Source organism: Sphingopyxis sp. HIX, from assembly GCF_001468285.1.
GTDB lineage: Bacteria > Pseudomonadota > Alphaproteobacteria > Sphingomonadales > Sphingomonadaceae > Sphingopyxis.
Genome location: NZ_LNSB01000010.1, coordinates 47,016 through 64,185, shown reverse-complemented (window position 1 = coordinate 64,185; position 17,170 = coordinate 47,016). Strand labels below are relative to the sequence as shown.

Here is a 17,170-nt window from a genome sequence, read left to right as displayed (position 1 = left end):
TCAGGCGAAGCGGCCGCGGCGTTCGCCGCTGCGCTCGTCACGGGTTTCGGTGCGCGCTTCGGCGCGGTCGTCGGCGGTTTCGATCAGGTGGCTGGCATCCTGCGCACCGTTGCGGCCCTGGCCCTGCCCCTGCTGGAACTGGCGGCCGGCTTCGTTCGGGGTGCAGGTCACCTGCGTGTCGGCGACGCGCACGCCCTGTTGGCGGAGATCGTCGGCGAGGCGCGTCTGCGCCGCGGTGACGATCGTCGCGGTCGCCTCATGCTGGGTGTCGAGCTTGACCGACACGCCCTCGTCGCCCGCCGTCATCGACACGTCGAGGCGGCCGAGGTGGCGCGGCATCAGGCGAAAGCTGATGTCCCCCGACGCCGATTTGGTCGCGGCGATATCGGCGGCGAGCTGTTCGATCCAGGCGTCGTCACTGCTGAGGTCGAGCGTGCGTTCGGCGATCGTCCCGACGGGCGCGGCGGCGAGTGCGGTGGTCGCGGTGGTAGTGGGCTGCGCGAAGAGTATCGTCATCGACGGCTCGGCGGTGGGCTTGGCGGCGGCGGGTTCGAGCGCGGCCATCATGGGAAGCGCGGGCGCATCGCCGCGGACCTTGGGCGCGGCGGCCGGCAGCGCGGGCGCGTCGTCGCGGCGCGGTTTTGCAGCGGGTGGCATGTCGGCGGCAGGCTTGCCGACGGGGCGCGTTTCGATGGGCGCGACGGCCGAGGCCAACAAGGCCGTGATGGGCGCGGCTTCGGCAGCAACCTGAGTTTCGCCCTCGCTCGCGGCTTCGCCTTCGGTGGCGGGCAGGGCGATTGCGGGCTTGGTGGCGGCGGGTTTGCCGGCGGGAACGGCGAACTGCGCCAGCGTCGCGAGCAATTCGTTCGCGGCGAGGATCGCCTTGTCGGTCGGCGCGGCCTCGGGCTTCCCCGGCGTCGCGGTTTTGACGGGCAGGTCTTCGGTCGGAGCGAGCTCCTGCGGCAGGGCCGCCTGCGGCGTACGAAGCGGCAGGGCAGGGCGCACGGGCTGCGGCACGATTGCAGGAGCCAGCGGTGCAGCCGGGATCGCCACGGACGCAAACTGGATCGGCGTGGCGGGTGCGAATTCTACCGGCGCCGCGGCAGCAGGCATTTCGGCGGTGATCGCCATCGGCAGCGCCGGAACCGGAGCATTCCGCGAGGCCGGGGCCGGCACGGCGGGCGCCGCGACGGTGATCGGCATAATGGGCGCAGCAGTCGGCGCCGCAGTCGGAACCACGGGCGCGGCCGCCGGAGCCGCGCCGCGGCCCTGCGCCGCGACGAGCTGGTCGAACGCACCTGCTTCGCCCGCGTCGCCGCCCTGTACCTGGGTCAGCATCGCGAGCAGCGAGGGCATCGGCGCCGTGGAGGTCTGCGGCAGCGCAGGCATCATGCGATGCCCCCGTCGATCAGGCGCAGGCGCATGCCGGTGCGGAACGGGCGGTTGGCGTCGGCGCGGCGTTCCATTTCCTGCTCGGCCGATTTGCGGCTGCGCTCGTAGAGGCGCACCGCCGATTCTTCCTTGACCATCGCGCGCTGGGCGAGCGCGCCCATCTGGTCGCGGCGCGCGCTGGCGCCCGCTGTCGGCGCGACCAGATTTTCCTTCGCCATGTCGAGCCGCATGCCGAGTTCGCCGATCGTGTTGAGCGCGCGGCCGGCGACCGCGCCCTTCGCCATCGCGAGGTCGGTGCGCAGCGTCTCGAGGCGCTTGCCGAGCTCGACGAGGTTCGCGAGCTCGCTGGTGGCGCGCGCGAGATTGGCCTCCGCCATCTGATGTTCGACGCTGCGCACGCGGATGATCCGTTTGCGGCGCGCGGTGCGAGAGGTCATGCACTATATCCTTCAACTAGGGTTTGGCGAGAGGTGGTGAAATCGACCTGGGCCTTGGCGCCCTGCGATACGAAAGCGAGCTGGTCGGCGCGGCGCATGATCGCCTCGTCGAGCACCGGGTCGCCGCCGGCGACATAGGCGCCCATCAGCATCAGATCGCGGTTCTCTTCATACGCCGACCAGAGCTGGCGGAAGCGCGCGGCGGCGGCGGCATGCTCGGGGTCGACCGAGTCGACCATCGTGCGCGAGAGCGAGCGCGCGACGTCGATCGCGGGATAGACGCCCTGTTCGGCCATGGCGCGCGACAGGATGATGTGGCCGTCGACGATCGCACGCGCGCTGTCGACCACCGGATCTTCGATGTCGCCGCCGTCGGCGAGCACCGTGTACAGCGCGGTGACCGATCCGCCGGTCGCCTTGTCGATGCCGGCGCGTTCGCACAGCGAGGGGATCAGCGCGAAGACCGAGGGCGGATAGCCCTTCATCGTCGGCGGTTCGCCCAAGGTCAGCCCGATCTCGCGCTGCGCATGCGCGACGCGGGTCAGGCTGTCGATCAGCAGGAGCACCTTCTTGCCCTCGTCGCGAAAGGCTTCGGCGATCGCGGTCGCGCGCATCGCGGCGCGCAGGCGCAGCAGCGGCGGGTGGTCGGCGGGGACCGCGACGACGACCGATTTCTTGCGCACTTCGGGGGGCAGCTTGGTCTCGACGAAGTCGCTGACTTCGCGGCTGCGCTCGCCGATCAGCCCGACGACGATCACGTCGCAGTCGGTCCCCGCGATCATCTGGCCCATCAGCACCGATTTGCCGACGCCCGAGCCTGCGATGATCGCGACGCGCTGGCCTTCGCCGACGGTAAGCAGCCCGTTGATCGCGCGCACGCCCATGTCGAGCGGGCGGGTGACGCGGCCGCGGCGCAGCGGGTTGACCTTGCGCCCGGCGAGCGGCCAGGTGAACTGCGACTTGACCGGCGGGCGGCCGTCGAGCGGATTGCCCTGTGCGTCCATGATGCGGCCGAGCAAGGCCTTGCCGACGGGGACCATCGAGCTCGCGCCATGCGGCTCGACCGGCGCGCCGGTGACCAGCGGCTTGTTCATGTCGAAGGGCAGGACGAGGCTGCGGTGGCCGCGGAATCCGACGACCTCGCCATAGACATAGTCGTTGTCGGCCGACTTGATTCGGACGTTGCTGCCCAGCGGCTGCGGGAAACCCGACACTTCGAGCATGATGCCCTCGTGCGCGACGAGCGTGCCGATGCGGCGCGGGCTCGCCTTGGCGATATCGACGGGGGCGAGCAATTGCTGCGCCGACAGGGCGAGGCGGCGCGTCATGCGCTGGCTTCCTCGCGGCCCAATGCGGCGCGGAGTTCGCCCAGATAGACGGCGCGGCCGTGCTCGATCCAGCCCGCCGAACTCTCGATGCGCACGGTTCCGCGCATCATGACGGGGTCGGCGGCGACGGGCAGGCGAATGTCGGCGTCCATCAGCAACGCGGCGTCCTGCGGGTGGACCCACAGGGTGCGCGCCTTGTCGGCTTCCGATACCAGCGCGGCGGCGGTTTCGGCCTGATCCTTGAGCCACATGGCGTCGATCGGCGCTTCGGCGACGATCTGGCGCACCAGCCGCTCGACGGTCTCGGCGATCAGCTGCGCCAGTTCTTCGCTCGGTTCGTCCTGCAGCGCCTCGGCGCCCGCGACGAGCGCGAGCAGCTGGCCGCGCTCGACCGCAAAACCCGCTTCGGCGAGGCGCTGGCCCTCGGCGAGGCCCTTTTCGAAGGGGTCTTCGCCGGCTTCGACCTCGGCGGGCACATGCGCGGCGGCTTCGGCCTCGGCGTCGCGCACCGCAGGGTCGAAGGACATCGGGCGGAAGCCGCCCTGACGCGCCATCGCCATCGCGAGCGGGGTGGGGGCGAAATGCGGGTCAGACATAATCGTCGCCCGCGCCCGCGATCATGATCTCGCCCGAGGCGGCCATCTGGCGGACGATCGTCATGATCGCCTTCTGCGCGTCGTCGACGTCGGTGCGCTTGACCATCGTCATCTCGGCCATTTCGTCGCGGATCGTTTCCGACGCGCGCTGCGACATCGTCGAGAGGCAGAGGTCGACCATGTCGTCGTCGGCACCCTTGAGCGCAATCGACAGCTGCGAGGCATCGACGCCGCGCAGGATGGTGCCGAGGCTGCGGAGGTCGAGGTCGCGGAGATTCTCGAAGATGAACATCTCTTCCTCGATCGTCTGAGCGAGCTGGCGGTCGGCCTTCTTCAGGTTGCGGATCGTGCGTTCCGACAGCGATTTGGGCATCTTCTTCATGATCTTGGCGACGTCGCTCGGGCCGCCGATCGCTTGCTTCGCCACCCGCTGGCCGCCGACATTGGCGGCGGCGAGCACCGATTCCAGATCCTCGATCGCCGCGGCAGGGACCGACGACAGCTGCGCCGCGCGCAGCACCAGATCGGCCTGCAGCACTTCGTCGAGCGTCTCGATCGCGCGCGCCGCAATGTCGGGGACCAGCACCGACAGGATCAGCGCGCCGACCTGCGGATGTTCGCTGGCGAGCAATCCACTGATGGCATCGACATCCATCCAGCGCAGCATTTCGAGCGACGCGGCGCTCGATTGCGGCGCGACGGCGGCGAGGATATTGTCGGCGCGGACGTTGCCCACGGCCTGGTTGATGACGGTGCGGATGCGCGTGTCGGCGCCGACGCTGAGCGCGCTCACCGAGCGGCTGCGCGTCACGAAGCGGTCGAGCGCATGCTCGATCTGCACTTCGGTGGCGTTGGCGGCGTCGAACATGCCCTTGGCGAGCTGGCGCACTTCGGCGGGATCGAGATGCTTCAGGATCGTCGCCGCTTCGCTCTCGTCGAGCAGCATCAGCAGGATCGCGGCGGCGGCCGATCCTTCGACCTCGGCCTTGGCGGGCGGGGTGCCGAGGTCGGCGTCGAGATCAGCCACGGGCGCCCTCCTGCATCAGCTGGCGCACGACGACCGCCGCGCGTGCCGAGTCCTGGCGGACGAAAGCGCGGACCAGATTGGCGCGGTCTTCGTAGCTCGGCGCGGCCTCGATCATCTCGAGCGTGATTTCGCGGCCGCGCGGACGGGGCAGGGCGGGGTTACCGCCCTCGGCCGCCGCCATCAGCGATTCCTCGAGCGCAGCGTCGCGTTCCGCGCGCGCGGCGGCGCGGGCCTTGGCGGCCTTGATCAGCGGGCGGCCGATGAAGAAGAAGGCGAGGAGCGCGACGAGCACGGCGCCGATCTGCTTGACCAGCGGCAGGAACCAGCCCTGTTCGTAGAAGGCGGGCGACATGTCCTCGACCTTGGCGAAGGGGCGCTGGCTGATCGCGACCTGGTCGCCGCGCGCGGCGTCGAAACCGACCGCGCCCTTCACGAGGCCGTCGATCTTGGTGATGTCGGCGCGGGTCAGCGCCTTCGGCCCCTGGTTGAGCGCGACCGCGACCGACACGCGGCGCAGCTGGCCCTGCGGGCGGTGGGTGACCGAAATCTCGCGGCCGACTTCGTAAGCGCGCTGGGCATTCTCGTTGCTCTGCGTCGTCGGGGCGGGGGCGCCGGGGGCGGTGCCGTTCGGGGTCTGGTTCAGCGCCGAGGCCGGCGGCGGCTGGTTCGACAGCGCGCCGGGGATGCCGACCGCGGGCACGTCGCCCTGGCCGCTGACCGAGCGGGTGACCATCTCGCTGGTGAGCGCGCGGTCGTTTTCGGGAAAGCTTTCGCGCGTCGCCTGGCTTTCGGACATGTCGACGTCGGCGTGGACCTCGACGGTGTAGTTGCCGGCGCCGAGCATCGGGCCGAGCAGGCTGTCGAGCGCGCGGCGGTAGCGGTCCTCCATCTGCGTCTGGAGCTGGAACGCCTGCATGTCGCCCGACGTCGCCGAGTCCGAGAGGAGCGCGCCGCGCTGGTCGATCACCGACACCTGGTCGGCGTTCATCCCCGGCACCGACGAGGCGACGAGGAAGCGGATCGCCTGCACCTGGCCGTCGCTGAGGCTGCGGCCGTTCTGGAGCGTGAGCATCACCGAGGCCGTGGCGGGCTTGTCCTCGCGGACGAACAGGCTGGGTTCCGCGGCGGCGATATGGACGCGCGCGCCCTTGACGGCGTCGATGGCTTCGATCGTGCGCGCGAGGTCGGCTTCGCGCGCGCCGCGCAGCGTCTCGCCCTCGATCGCGCGGCTCGCGCCCATCGGCAAAGCGCCGATCATCTCGCTGCCGTCGGCCGACGCCTTGGGCAGGCCCTGGCCGGCGAGCGCGATGCGCGCCTGGTGGAGTTTGTCGGCGTCGACGGTGAGCGCGCCGGTGGTGGGATCGATCGTATGCCCGATGCCCTGCGCTGTCAGCGCGTCGGCGACCGCGGCCTTGTCGGCGTCGGCGAGTCCGGCGAACAGCTGCGTCTGCGGCGCCGCGGCGGTTGCGAAATAGGCGAGCGCGGCGATGCCGATCGCGGCAGTCGTGGCGATCGCGGGCAAAGCGCGCTGGACCGCGGGCTGGCGGATGAACTGCTGCACGGGGGCGAAACGGCCGCCCATGGCAGGGACGGGGAGGCGGCGGTCGGCGCCCGCGTCGACGGGGCTCAGGATCTGGGTATCGGACATGGATTACACCGGCATGTTCATGATGTCGCGGTACGCGGACAACAGCTTGTTGCGGACCTGCAACGTGGTCTCGAAGCCGAGCGAGGCCTTCTGGCGCTCGATCATCACGCTCACGATGTCGTGCGTGTCGCCGCGCTCATAGGCTTCGGTCATCTCGCTCGCCTTCGACTGCTGGGCGTTGACCTGTTGCAGCGCGGCCGAGATCGCCGATCCGAAATCGGGGGTTCCCGCGGCGCTGTCGACGCCGCCGGCGGCGCCGCGGCCGGCGGCGCGCTGCAGCGCTTCGTTCTGATTGAGGATCGAACTGCGCATCTGCAGCAGCCGGCTCTGGTCAATCGTGCTCATGGCTTTCATCCGTCTCGAGACGCGGCATCGCGCCGCACGCAGAGAGTAATGCAAAGCGCGTGCCAAAAATTTATATCGTTGGAAAACATGGGCATGGCTGCGATCGGCCAGCGCGATTAACCCTGTCCGGCAATTTTTTGACGTGCCGCGCTTAAGCCCCCGGCGCCCCCGCCGTTACTGCAATCGTGAAGCTCGCCGAGCCGCACACCATGGGAATGGCCCTTGGGGGGCCGGAAAGGGAACTTATGACTGTTATCAACACCAATGTGAGCGCGCTTCGCGCCCAGAATAACTCGCGTGTTGCCGAGCGCATGCAGTCGCAGGCGATGGAACGCCTGTCGAGCGGCAAGCGCATCAACAGCGCCAAGGACGACGCTGCCGGCCTCGCCATCGCGACCCGCATGGACGCCAGCGTCCGTGGCCTGACGCAGGCGGTCCGCAACGCCAATGACGGCATCTCGCTGGCGCAGACCGCCGACAGCGCCGCCGGCAGCATCGCGGACATCCTGGTCCGTATGCGCGAACTGGCGATGCAGGCTTCGACCGGCACGATGGGCGACGACGACCGCACTGCGGTCCAGACCGAAGTCACCGCGCTGATCGCGCAGATCGACGACGTTGCGACGCGCACGACCTTCAACGGCACCGCGCTGCTCGACGGCACTGCCGACCTCGACATCCAGACCGGCCTCAACGACGGCGAAGTCGTGAACGTCGCGATCGCCGACCTCCAGGCCGCCGGCCTCGGCGTCGACGGCCTCGACTTCTCGACCGCGGCCGGTGCGTCGGGTGCGCTCGCGACGCTCGACACCGCGATCCAGACGATCGCCACCGAACGCGCCAACCTGGGTGCCCAGCAGAACCGCCTGACTTCGGCTGTCGACAATTTGACGGCGACCGTCACGAATCTGTCGGAATCGAAGTCGCGCATCGAAGACGCCGATTTCTCGGTGGAATCGACCAACCTCGCCGCCGCCGGCATCCTGGCCCAGGCGTCGACCGCGATGCTCGCCCAGGCGAACCAGAGCCAGCAGGGCGTGATGAACCTGCTGCGCTAAGCGGTAAAGAGTACCCGAGTTCGGGCTATATTTGGTTGGTCCCTTAAGTAGCCCGATGCGATGCCCCGGTCCCCCACGACCGGGGCATCCTTTTTTTTTGCGCGATGCTTCGATGGCGAAGCGCTTGCCCTGCCGGATCAAATGATCCAACGGGTCCCCGACAATTTGGGGAGCCAGGTAATGAGCCATCAGCAAGCCGCCGCCGCGACCGTCTCGGATCGTGCGCTCGAGATCGGCGAACGCGTCGAAGCCTTCGTCCGCACCGTCGTGGCTCCTTATGAGAGCGACCCGCGCCGCGATCATCACGGCGCCCCGACCGACGACCTCGTCGACGAACTCAAGGCCAGGGCGCGCGCCGCGGGGGTGCTCACTCCGCATATCCTGTCCGATGGCGACCATCTGACGCAGGTCGAGACGGCGTATGTGCTGCAGAAGACCGGCCTCTCGCCGCTCGGCCCGCTCGCGTGCAACACCGCGGCGCCCGACGAGGGCAATATGTACCTCCTCGGCAAGGTCGGCAGTCCCGAGCTCAAGGCGCGCTTCCTCGACCAGCTGGTGCAGGGTCACGCGCGCTCGGCCTTCTTCATGACCGAACCCGCCGAAGAGGGCGGCGCGGGCTCCGACCCGTCGATGATGAAGACCAGCTGCCGCATGGACGGCAATCACTGGGTGATCAACGGCCGCAAATGCTTCATCACCGGCGCCGACGGCGCGAAGGTCGGCATCGTCATGGCCAGGGCCGAGGATGTCGCCGCGGGCGGCGGTGCGTGCATGTTCCTCGTCGACCTGCCCGATCCGGCGATCCGCATCGAGCATGTGCCGAACACGATCGACAGCTCGATGCCCGGCGGCCATGCCACCGTGATCATCGACAATCTGCGCGTTCCCGCCGACCAGATGCTCGGCGAGGCGGGCGAGGGCTTCAAATATGCACAGGTGCGCCTCAGCCCCGCGCGCCTCTCGCACTGCATGCGCTGGCACGGTGCCTGCCAGCGCGCGCACGAGATCGCGACCGACTATGCCAACCGCCGCACCGCCTTCGGCAAGCCGCTGATCGACCATGAGGGCGTCGGCTTCATGCTCGCCGAAAATCTGATCGACCTGAAGCAGGCCGAACTGATGATCCGCTGGTGCGCCGAGGTGCTCGACACCGGCGATCTCGGCACCGCCGAAAGCTCGATGGCGAAGGTCGCGGTGTCGGAGGCGCTGATGCGCATCGCCGACCGCTGCGTCCAGGTGATGGGCGGCACCGGGGTCACCGACAAGACGATCGTCGAACAGGTGTTCCGCGAAGTCCGCGCCTTTCGCATCTATGACGGCCCGACCGAGGTCCATAAATGGAGCCTCGCCAAGAAGATCCGGCGCGACTGGAAGAATGCGAATCCGGGCTGAGCGTTGGATCGGCCCGGCGGCCGGGATGAAGGGGCGCATAGGGGCGGAGGCGGATTAAGAGCGTCTTTTTCCCACCTCAAACCGGCCATTCGCCTCAAAACACATAACCCCGGGCCCATGTTGGACCCGGGGTTACGCGACTGCGACCCAGTGCAGCTCTATTTTTTCGGCGGCGCTTTCGCGGCCGGCGCCGGTGCGGCTCCGCCCGCTTTCACCGGCAGCGTGTTGGGCACCTCATAGGGCGAGCCCATCGCGACCATGTGGCTGATCGCGACGCGGCGCGGCGTCAGCGCCTTGGGCTGGATGCCGTTGTAGGAGAAGCTCGTCGCGCTGTGGCATTCGAAGCAATTATTGCCCTGCTGCCCCTTGGCGCTTTGCAGGAAAGTCTCGGCCGTCGTGTTCATCAGGCTGATCGCGCCGACCGCGTTGGTCTGGTTGAGGTTCGCCCAATTCGGATTGGTGGTGACATAGGTGTTGGGCTTGAACCATGCGGTGCCGATCAGATTGTAATTCTGGAGCGGTGAGTTGTTCGGGAAATTCTTCGCTGCGCCCTGCGACGCGGTGTTGATCGCGGTGATGTTCGCGGGGCCGTTCGGCTGGGTGTCGCCGCCGGTCTGGTTCATCTGGACGACCTGCGTCACCGGCGAGAATTTGCCCGTCGTGCCATCGAAGGTCACCGTCGCCGGGTTGGTGTTGGTTTCGACCAGCAAGGCGGCCTGCGAATAGGGCGTCCCCGCCTTGTAGAAGGTGAAGTTGTTCGGGTTGCTCTGGCTCGCGTCGAACACGAAGGTATTGTCCGGGAACATCGGCGCATTGAGCTTGTGCTCGAAGGTTGCCCAGACGAACTCGGGATGGTTTTCGGTATAGCCGACGACGTGCATGCCGACGAGCGCGACGGTGACCGTCTCATATTTCCCGCTCGGCACCACGGCGCAGCTGCCGCCGGTGCAGTTATTCTGCAGCACCGGCACCTCGGCCTGCGTCGTATAGGCGCCCGCGGGCGCGGCCTCGCCCGCGGCGAGCCGGTACCAGGTCGCCTTCACGATCGCGTCGCCGACGCTGAAATAATCGTCCTGGTTGGGGTTGTTCTGATAGGCACCGGTGGCGATCAGATTGCGTTTGACCGTATCGAAATAATTCGAGGTCATATGGCTCGATGCATAGACCGGATAGCCGTTCGGCCCGATCAGCATGCTGCCGTCGGCCTCGACGATCGCGCCGTCCTGGCTGGGCGCGTTCGCGCCCATGTGGATCGGCTTCATATGCACGTCGAGCCGCAGCAGCGAGGTGCGCGGCACTTCGCTGGTGTTGGTCAGCAGGTCGTCGGGCACCTGCCAGGTCAGGAAGCGCGGGGTGCCGTCGATCGGCGCATTGGCCCAGACGAAGGCCTCCCACGACCATTGGTTGAACAGGCAGTCGTCGGCATCGGCGCTCATCGCGGTGGGCATCGTCGCGGTCGGGCTGAGATAAGCCTGCAACCCCTCGGCCCAGCCGAAACCCTCGGGACAGCTGCCCGCGGCGGCGACTTCCTTCTCACCATAGCCGCCGTCCTGGCAGCCTGCGAGCAGCAGCGGTGCCGCCAACGCGAGCGCAGCGCCGCGAAGCGGTAATCGAGCAAATATCGTTTCCGAAAATTTCATGATGCGACCTCCCCCTGATCGCAGGCAGACTATTATAGTTTGTGAATAGAGTAAATATCGTTGGCGTGTCCAGAAAGTCGGGAGCGCGACAATATTGCTGCCAATATGGTTGGATCGCGCGACCGCCTGTGCGCCGCGGCACAGCGGGAGTGCGGCGGACCAGGCACAAAGGCGCTGGATTCACGGGCTGCGATTCGTCATCATCGGCACGGGTCGGGCATCAGGGGGAGGTTGCGATGCGGACGATTTTTACGGGCATTCTGGGGCTGCTGGCCCTGCTGATGGCGGGATGCAGTTTCCAGGCGACGCTCGACAAGCTGGTCTCGCCCGAGCGGCAGAAGGAGATCATCGGCATCGCCGAGCGTTTCTGCACCGACCCCGCGAGCACGGTGAGCCTGCTCCATCCCGAGATCGCGAACACCGCGGTCGAGGCCGCGCCGCTGCTCCCGCGCGAATGCCCCGAAGGGAAAGCGACGTGGCAGCTCGCTTCCTATGAGTGGAAAACCAATGCCGAACCGGGCATCAAACAGCGGCAGGAGGAGGTCGTCGTCGTCGGCCATTCGGGCGCGAAATGGACCACGGTGTCGCTGCGCTTCTTCGCCGAGAACGACGCGCCGCTGCAGATCACCGAGTGGAATGTCCTCGGCAGTTCGACCAAGCCCGAGGCGCTGGCCCTCATCGAAAGCTATGAGGCGGGCGCGAAGACGGCGCGGATCGTTGCGCCACTGCTGCTGCTCGCGATCGGCGGGCTGATCTTCTGGCTGGTCAGGCGGAGCCGCGCCAAGCGCGCCGCTCCGCCCGCCTGATCATTCGGCGGCTTCGAGCGCCGGGGCTTCGGTCTCGGCGGCCGGAGCGCGGGCATTGCCGAAGCCGAGCACGCCGTCCTCGATCGCGCCGGTGCGCATGTCGACGCGGTCCTGCAGGTAATTCTGGTTGAGCCGCCACGGCAGCCTGTCGGCATTCTTGGGCATGATGTGCAGCGAGCGCTGGATATAGCCCGACGAGAAATCGAAGATATTCTCCTCGGTCAGGCTCGCCGGATCGGCGAGGACGGGCGTCGCGACCGTCGTCCCCGTTGCCTGCATATGGTTGAGCACGCGGCAGACATATTCGGCGACGATATCGGCGCGCAGGGTCCAGCTGGCGTTGAGATAACCGAACACCGCCGAGAAATTCGGCACGTTCGAGAACATGCACGCCTTGTAGTAGAAATGCTCGCTCCAGTCGACGAGGTCGCCGTCGACGCGCACCGGAATTTTGCCTGCGACCGCGAGGCTGAGCCCCGTCGCGGTGACGATGATGTCGGCGTCGAGATGCTTGCCCGATTTGAGCTGGATGCCCGTCGCATCGAAGCGCTCGATATGGTCGGTGACCACCGACGCCTTGTCGCGCTTGATCGCCTCGAAGAAATCGGCGTCGGGGACCAGGCACAGCCGCTGCTCCCACGGGTTGTACGGCGGGGTGAAGGCTTCGGCGTCATAACGGTCGCCGAGGTTCTTCTTCACCTGCTTGGTCAGGAAGTCGCGGACCTTCTCGGGCTTGTCGCGCGCCTTCTGGAAGACGATGTCCTGCATCTTCACATTCTTGAAGCGCGTGATCTTGTACGCGAGCTGCTCGGGCAGGATCTTGCGCAGGAAATTGGCGAGGCCGTCCTTTGCGGGGCGGATCGCGAACCAGGTCGGCGTGCGCTGCAGCATCGTGACATGCGCCGCGCCGGGGCCGTTCTTGGGATCGGTCATCGCGGGGACGATCGTCACCGCGGTTGCGCCCGACCCGATCACCACGACCTTCTTGCCGACATAGTCGAGGTCCTTGGGCCAGAATTGCGGATGCACGATCTGCCCCTGGAAATCGTCGCGCCCGGTGAAATTGGCGTCGAAGGGCGAGTCATAGTCGTAATAGCCCGCGCCGAGGTACAGCCAGCGCGCGGTGGTGGTCGAGGTGCCGCCGGCCGCATCCTCCATCGTCACCGTCCAGCGCGCCGCCGCGCTGTCCCAGTCGGCGCCGACGACCTTGCGGTCGAAGCGGATGCGCTCGCGGATGTGGCGCTCGTCGACGATGCGGTTCAGATATTCGAGGATCGCGGGGCCGTCGGCGATCGACTTTTCATGCTTCCACGGTTCGAAGACGAAACCCAGCGTGTGCATGTCGCTGTCCGAACGGATGCCGGGATAGCGGAACAGGTCCCAGGTGCCGCCGAGGTCGGCGCGGCGCTCGACGAGCGTAAAGCTGCGGTCGGGGCTGTGCGCCTGCAGGTGCACGGCCATGCCGATGCCCGAAATGCCCGCGCCGACGATCAGCACATCCTGATCGACCGGTGCAGCCGCCGCGCCGCTCGCGCGTTCCATGGTCGCACTATCTGCCATGATCTCGTCTCCCATTTGTCGTTAGGAGGCAGCTTACGCACCGCGTTGCATTTTGCAATCGAATTGACGTTTACGGAAAGTGAGGCTAGCGCCACCGGCTTCGCTTGTGGCTGTCACAAAATCGTCATAGAGGCGAAACCAATTTGTAACCATGCGGCCGCGACCCGCCCCAAGCCCCTTTAGAAAGGGATCGATTCCTTGCGTCAGATTGCCGTCCTTCCCTATCGGTTCAGCGGACCCGCGCAGGACGGGCCGACCGAGATCCTGCTGATCACCTCGCGCGAGACCAAGCGCTGGGTGGTGCCAAAGGGCAATCCGCTGACCGGCATGGAGCGCCATGCCGCCGCGGCGATCGAGGCCGAGGAGGAAGCGGGGGTGATCGGCGCGGTGTGCCCGACGCCGATCGGCAGCTATGAATATCGCAAGCGCCGCGCCAATGGCGCGTCGATCATGTACCAGGTCGAGGTGTTTCCGCTCGCCGTGACCAACGAACTCGCCGAGTGGAAAGAAATGGACGAACGCGACCGGCGGTGGTTTTCGTTCCGCGACGCCGCCGCGGCGGTCGAGGAACCCGACCTGCAGGCGATGATCCGCTCGTTCGGCGACGGGGGCTTTCGTGCCGTCGCCCAGCCGCGCGGCGCCGTTCAAAATGTGGCCGACAAGACAGGGGTTAGCTGGATGTTCGCATGGTTTCAGCGTTTGCTGCCGCGACAGGGAAATTTCTTCGAATTGTTCGAAAGCCACGCCGCGACGCTGGTAGCAGGGGCCAATGCGCTGTCGCGCATGTTGCAGGGCGGCGAGGGCATGGCCGACCATGTCCGCGAGATCATCGAGCGCGAGCATGACGCCGACGCGATCACCCGCGAAGTGCTGCAGACCGTTCGCCGGACCTTCCTGACCCCGTTCGACCGCGGCGCGATCACCGACCTGATCGCCTCGATGGACGACGCGATCGACGAGATGCAGAAGACCGCGGGCGCGGTCGACCTGTACGACGTCACCGAGTTCGAGCCCGAGATGCGCGACATCGCGGGGATCATCGTCGACGCCGCGCGCCTGACCGCCGAGGCGCTGCCGCTGCTGCGCAACATCGGCGCCAACGGCCCGCGCCTCCACGAGCTTACCGAGCGGCTGGTGCGGATGGAGGGCCATGCCGACGAGATCCACGCCGCCGGGCTCAAGCGCCTGTTCCGCGAGCATGGCGAGGCGAACCCGACGCGCTTCCTGATCGCGCGCGAACTGTTCCGCCACCTCGAACGCGTCACCGACAGCTTCGAGGATGTCGCGAACGAGATCGACGGCCTGGTCATCGACCACGCCTAGGCGGGGGCGCCCTTCATGCACGAACTCGCTTTTCCGCTCCTCGTCGGCCTCGTCATCCTGGCGCTGGCATTCGACTTCCTGAACGGGCTGCACGACGCCGCGAACAGCATCGCGACGGTCGTCGCGACGCGGCTGCTGCGCCCGGTGCAGGCGGTGCTCTTCGCCGCCTTCTTCAACTTCGCCGCTTACTTCCTGTCGATCATCTTCCCCGAGCTGCACAAGGTCGCCGAGACGATCGGCAAGGGGATCATCGACAAGGATCTGGTGACCCCCGCGGTAGTGTTCGGCGCGCTGGTCGGCGCGATGTTCTGGAACGTCGTGACCTGGCTCAAGGGCATCCCCTCCTCGTCGAGCCATGCGCTCGTTGGCGGCATCGTCGGCGCGGGCGTCGCGCATGCGGGGTTCGAGGGGATCGAGTGGACCGGGCTCAACAAGACCGTCATCGCGATCTTCCTGTCGCCGATGCTCGGCATGTTGCTCGCGATGCTGGTGATGCTGGTCAGCAGCTGGGCGCTGCACCGGGCGACCGCGAAATTCGCCGAAAAGACCTTCCGGCATCTCCATCTCTTTTCGTCGGCGGCCTATTCGATCAGCCACGGGCTGAACGACGCGCAGAAGACGATGGGGATCATCGCGGTGCTGCTCTATTCGACCGGCTACCTGCAGGGCGAATTCCATGTCCCGCACTGGGTGGCGTTCAGCTGCTATGTCGCGATCGCGCTGGGTACGCTGTCGGGCGGGTGGAAGATCATCGAGACGATGGGCGGGCGCATCACCAAGCTGTCGCACCACCAGGGCTTCGCCGCCTCGACCGGCGGGTCGATCATGGTCTTCACCGCCAGCCTGCTCGGCATCCCGGTATCGACGACGCACACGATCACCGGCAGCATCATCGGCGCCGGCGTCGCGCGCCGCGCGAGTGCGGTGCGCTGGGGCGTCGCGGGCAATGTCATCGCGGCGTGGTTCATCACCATCCCGGCGAGCGCGATCGTCGCGGCGCTCTTCTACGCGATCACGCGGCTGTTCTGACCTATTTGACCGGCCGGTAGTCGACCGCCGCGCCGCCGGTCATCTGGACGGGCAGGTAGAGGCCGTTGCCATAGGCCTTGATCTCGCCGGTCGCGAAGCCGTCGATATGCGTGCGGATGACGAAGGCGCCCTCGCGCCGCTGGCCCACCGCGCGGCGGATCTTGCCCTGCAGCTCCTCAAGGTCGCGGGTGAAATTCTGCGTCAGCGCATCGGCGATCAGCGGTGCGAAACCCTCGCTGCGCCCGAGCAGGATCAGCAAGTCGCCGCCGACGCCGTCGCTGTCGCCGTTGATCGATATGTCGGTGAAGCGAACCTCGGCCGACCCGGCTTCGTTGCGCGGGATCGCGGTCATCCAGATGCGCCCGCGCGTCGGCTCGCCCTTGCGGCTCTGCAGCCGCGCCTCGACATCGACCCCGACCGCGATCCGCCCGCCGGGTGCGCCATAGATGGTCGATTTGCCGAAGGCGACGTCCATCGGCCCCAGCTCGGGCAGCACGAAGGGCCGCTTGGCGCGCTTGGCGAGCGCGCGGTCGACCACCGGCTGGAGCTGGGCATAGTCGGCGATCACGGGCACGCGCACGTCGAGATGCGGCTTGGGCGCCTCGCGCACCAGCCGGGGCAGCGGGGTGGGCGAGGGGTTGGCGGGGCGGCTCGACACGAAGGTCTCGGTAATCCCCTCGATCCCGAGGTTGAGGTTCAGTTTCTGCCCGTTCAGCCGATAGCCGCCGTAGAGGATGCGCTGCGGCGTCACGCGCATCCACACGGGCGGGTTCTCGCGGTTGAGCTCGAGCGTGGTGAAGCTCTGGCGCCAGACCTCGGCCGCCTGTCGCCGGATGTCGATCTTCGCGATTTCGCGGTTCACCTCGCGCTCGACCCCCGCAACGACGGGTTTGAGCTTGGCGTCGGCCTCGTCGGTGAAGGTGATCCTCTTGCCGAGGAAATCGATCCCCGGCGTCCTGGTCCAGCCATAGGTGATGCGCGCGCGGCCGCGGGTCCTCCAGTCGGGGGTCAGCTCGATCCGCACGCGCGCATGCGCCAGCGCGGCGCCGGTCGCGGTCTCGCCCTTCAGCACCCCGCCGACGTCGCGCGCGCTGATCGTCGCGTTGATCGGCACGTCGACGACGATCTCGTCGCCCTCGCCGCGCAGCCGCAGCGGTCCGCGCGTCACCTGCCCGACGATGGTGCAGGGGATGGCGGGGGTGACCTTGACCTTCTTGCCGAAGACCTTGACCCGCTGCGGCGCGACGCACGCTTTCTCGCGGCGGTCGATCGTCCACAGGGTCCGCGGCACCGCGCGCTCGAGTTCGCGCTTCAGCGGGCCGATGTCGGCGTCGATCGGCACTGCGATCAGCGAGGTCTGCGAGGGTGAGGGCGCGGTATCGGTCGCGCGCGGCGGCGCCTCGTCGCCGCCCTTGGCGGGGTTGCAGCCGGTAAGCGCGACCGCCGCCAGCAGCAGGGCGGCGGGCAGCGGCGAACGCCTTTTGGGAGCGGTTCGATCCATCGCGGCAAAGGCTAGGACGGCCACGGGCGTTAGGACAGCGATTTCTGGCCCGCTCGCGGCCGCCCCAATCGGCGCGTTCGGCCGATTG

Annotated in this window: 15 protein-coding genes; 5 read left to right on the top strand and 10 right to left on the bottom strand. The window is 67.6% G+C overall.

The genetic code is table 11. The features are described 5' to 3' along the window. Genes ATE62_RS06745 through fliE form a run of 7 tightly spaced genes read right to left on the bottom strand, consistent with a single transcriptional unit; the run spans position 1 to position 6,773 of the window. Complete coding sequence (locus tag ATE62_RS06745; protein ID WP_058808052.1) at positions 1–1,392, bottom strand: flagellar hook-length control protein FliK; 1,392 nt, start codon at positions 1,390–1,392, stop codon at positions 1–3. Beyond that, the gene (locus ATE62_RS06740) at positions 1,389–1,829 is read right to left on the bottom strand and encodes a hypothetical protein (RefSeq protein WP_058808051.1); all 441 of its coding nucleotides are present in this window, start codon (positions 1,827–1,829) and stop codon (positions 1,389–1,391) included. The genes ATE62_RS06745 and ATE62_RS06740 overlap by 4 nt, the downstream gene beginning before the upstream one ends. Next, positions 1,826–3,157, bottom strand: a complete 1,332-nt coding sequence (locus ATE62_RS06735; RefSeq protein WP_058808050.1) for a FliI/YscN family ATPase — start codon at positions 3,155–3,157, stop codon at positions 1,826–1,828. Before ATE62_RS06735 ends, ATE62_RS06740 begins: the two co-directional genes overlap by 4 nt. Continuing rightward, on the bottom strand, positions 3,154–3,753 hold the full coding sequence (locus ATE62_RS06730) for a FliH/SctL family protein (RefSeq protein ID WP_058808049.1): 600 nt from the start codon (positions 3,751–3,753) through the stop codon (positions 3,154–3,156). The genes ATE62_RS06735 and ATE62_RS06730 overlap by 4 nt, the downstream gene beginning before the upstream one ends. Beyond that, complete coding sequence (locus ATE62_RS06725; RefSeq protein WP_058808048.1) at positions 3,746–4,780, bottom strand: flagellar motor switch protein FliG; 1,035 nt, start codon at positions 4,778–4,780, stop codon at positions 3,746–3,748. The genes ATE62_RS06730 and ATE62_RS06725 overlap by 8 nt, the downstream gene beginning before the upstream one ends. Continuing rightward, the gene (gene fliF, locus ATE62_RS06720; protein ID WP_058808047.1) at positions 4,773–6,428 is read right to left on the bottom strand and encodes a flagellar basal-body MS-ring/collar protein FliF; all 1,656 of its coding nucleotides are present in this window, start codon (positions 6,426–6,428) and stop codon (positions 4,773–4,775) included. Before fliF ends, ATE62_RS06725 begins: the two co-directional genes overlap by 8 nt. Before the next feature lie 3 nt (positions 6,429–6,431). Then, positions 6,432–6,773 (bottom strand): flagellar hook-basal body complex protein FliE, encoded by a 342-nt coding sequence (fliE, locus tag ATE62_RS06715; RefSeq protein ID WP_058808097.1) that lies wholly within the window; start codon positions 6,771–6,773, stop codon positions 6,432–6,434. A 245-nt stretch (positions 6,774–7,018) separates the two neighbouring features. Here fliE and ATE62_RS06710 point away from each other — a divergent pair, with 245 nt between their 5' ends. Continuing rightward, the gene (locus tag ATE62_RS06710; protein WP_058808046.1) at positions 7,019–7,831 is read left to right on the top strand and encodes a flagellin N-terminal helical domain-containing protein; all 813 of its coding nucleotides are present in this window, start codon (positions 7,019–7,021) and stop codon (positions 7,829–7,831) included. Between the two features lie 180 nt (positions 7,832–8,011). Next, on the top strand, positions 8,012–9,223 hold the full coding sequence (locus tag ATE62_RS06705; RefSeq protein WP_058808045.1) for an acyl-CoA dehydrogenase family protein: 1,212 nt from the start codon (positions 8,012–8,014) through the stop codon (positions 9,221–9,223). 158 nt (positions 9,224–9,381) lie between these two features. On the opposite strand, the gene ATE62_RS06700 is transcribed toward ATE62_RS06705, so the two are convergent. Continuing rightward, positions 9,382–10,806 (bottom strand): hypothetical protein, encoded by a 1,425-nt coding sequence (locus tag ATE62_RS06700; RefSeq protein WP_058808043.1) that lies wholly within the window; start codon positions 10,804–10,806, stop codon positions 9,382–9,384. Between the two features lie 293 nt (positions 10,807–11,099). Between ATE62_RS06700 and ATE62_RS06695 the strand changes: the two genes are divergently transcribed. Further along, positions 11,100–11,669, top strand: coding sequence for a hypothetical protein (locus ATE62_RS06695; RefSeq protein WP_058808041.1), 570 nt, complete (start codon positions 11,100–11,102; stop codon positions 11,667–11,669). On the opposite strand, the gene ATE62_RS06690 is transcribed toward ATE62_RS06695, so the two are convergent. Beyond that, positions 11,670–13,229, bottom strand: a complete 1,560-nt coding sequence (locus ATE62_RS06690) for a flavin-containing monooxygenase (RefSeq protein WP_231736162.1) — start codon at positions 13,227–13,229, stop codon at positions 11,670–11,672. Between the two features lie 198 nt (positions 13,230–13,427). Between ATE62_RS06690 and ATE62_RS06685 the strand changes: the two genes are divergently transcribed. After that, on the top strand, positions 13,428–14,552 hold the full coding sequence (locus tag ATE62_RS06685) for a DUF47 family protein (protein WP_197411667.1): 1,125 nt from the start codon (positions 13,428–13,430) through the stop codon (positions 14,550–14,552). 15 nt (positions 14,553–14,567) lie between these two features. Beyond that, the gene (locus tag ATE62_RS06680; RefSeq protein WP_058808037.1) at positions 14,568–15,581 is read left to right on the top strand and encodes an inorganic phosphate transporter; all 1,014 of its coding nucleotides are present in this window, start codon (positions 14,568–14,570) and stop codon (positions 15,579–15,581) included. 1 nt (position 15,582) lies between these two features. On the opposite strand, the gene ATE62_RS06675 is transcribed toward ATE62_RS06680, so the two are convergent. Beyond that, positions 15,583–17,082, bottom strand: a complete 1,500-nt coding sequence (locus ATE62_RS06675) for a DUF4403 family protein (RefSeq protein WP_058808036.1) — start codon at positions 17,080–17,082, stop codon at positions 15,583–15,585. Positions 17,083–17,170: the final 88 nt, after the last annotated feature.

Bases quoted from the DNA above. Each gene is read 5' to 3' on its own strand.
- ATE62_RS06695 (WP_058808041.1), top strand. From the start codon at position 11,100: ATGCGGACGATTTTTACGGGCATTCTGGGGCTGCTGGCCCTGCTGATG.
- ATE62_RS06690 (WP_231736162.1), bottom strand. From the start codon at position 13,229: ATGGCAGATAGTGCGACCATGGAACGCGCGAGCGGCGCGGCGGCTGCA.
- ATE62_RS06735 (WP_058808050.1), bottom strand. From the start codon at position 3,157: ATGACGCGCCGCCTCGCCCTGTCGGCGCAGCAATTGCTCGCCCCCGTC.
- ATE62_RS06680 (WP_058808037.1), top strand. From the start codon at position 14,568: ATGCACGAACTCGCTTTTCCGCTCCTCGTCGGCCTCGTCATCCTGGCG.
- fliE (WP_058808097.1), bottom strand. From the start codon at position 6,773: ATGAGCACGATTGACCAGAGCCGGCTGCTGCAGATGCGCAGTTCGATC.
- ATE62_RS06745 (WP_058808052.1), bottom strand. From the start codon at position 1,392: ATGATGCCTGCGCTGCCGCAGACCTCCACGGCGCCGATGCCCTCGCTG.
- ATE62_RS06730 (WP_058808049.1), bottom strand. From the start codon at position 3,753: ATGTCTGACCCGCATTTCGCCCCCACCCCGCTCGCGATGGCGATGGCG.
- ATE62_RS06675 (WP_058808036.1), bottom strand. From the start codon at position 17,082: ATGGATCGAACCGCTCCCAAAAGGCGTTCGCCGCTGCCCGCCGCCCTG.
- ATE62_RS06740 (WP_058808051.1), bottom strand. From the start codon at position 1,829: ATGACCTCTCGCACCGCGCGCCGCAAACGGATCATCCGCGTGCGCAGC.
- fliF (WP_058808047.1), bottom strand. From the start codon at position 6,428: ATGTCCGATACCCAGATCCTGAGCCCCGTCGACGCGGGCGCCGACCGC.
- ATE62_RS06705 (WP_058808045.1), top strand. From the start codon at position 8,012: ATGAGCCATCAGCAAGCCGCCGCCGCGACCGTCTCGGATCGTGCGCTC.
- ATE62_RS06710 (WP_058808046.1), top strand. From the start codon at position 7,019: ATGACTGTTATCAACACCAATGTGAGCGCGCTTCGCGCCCAGAATAAC.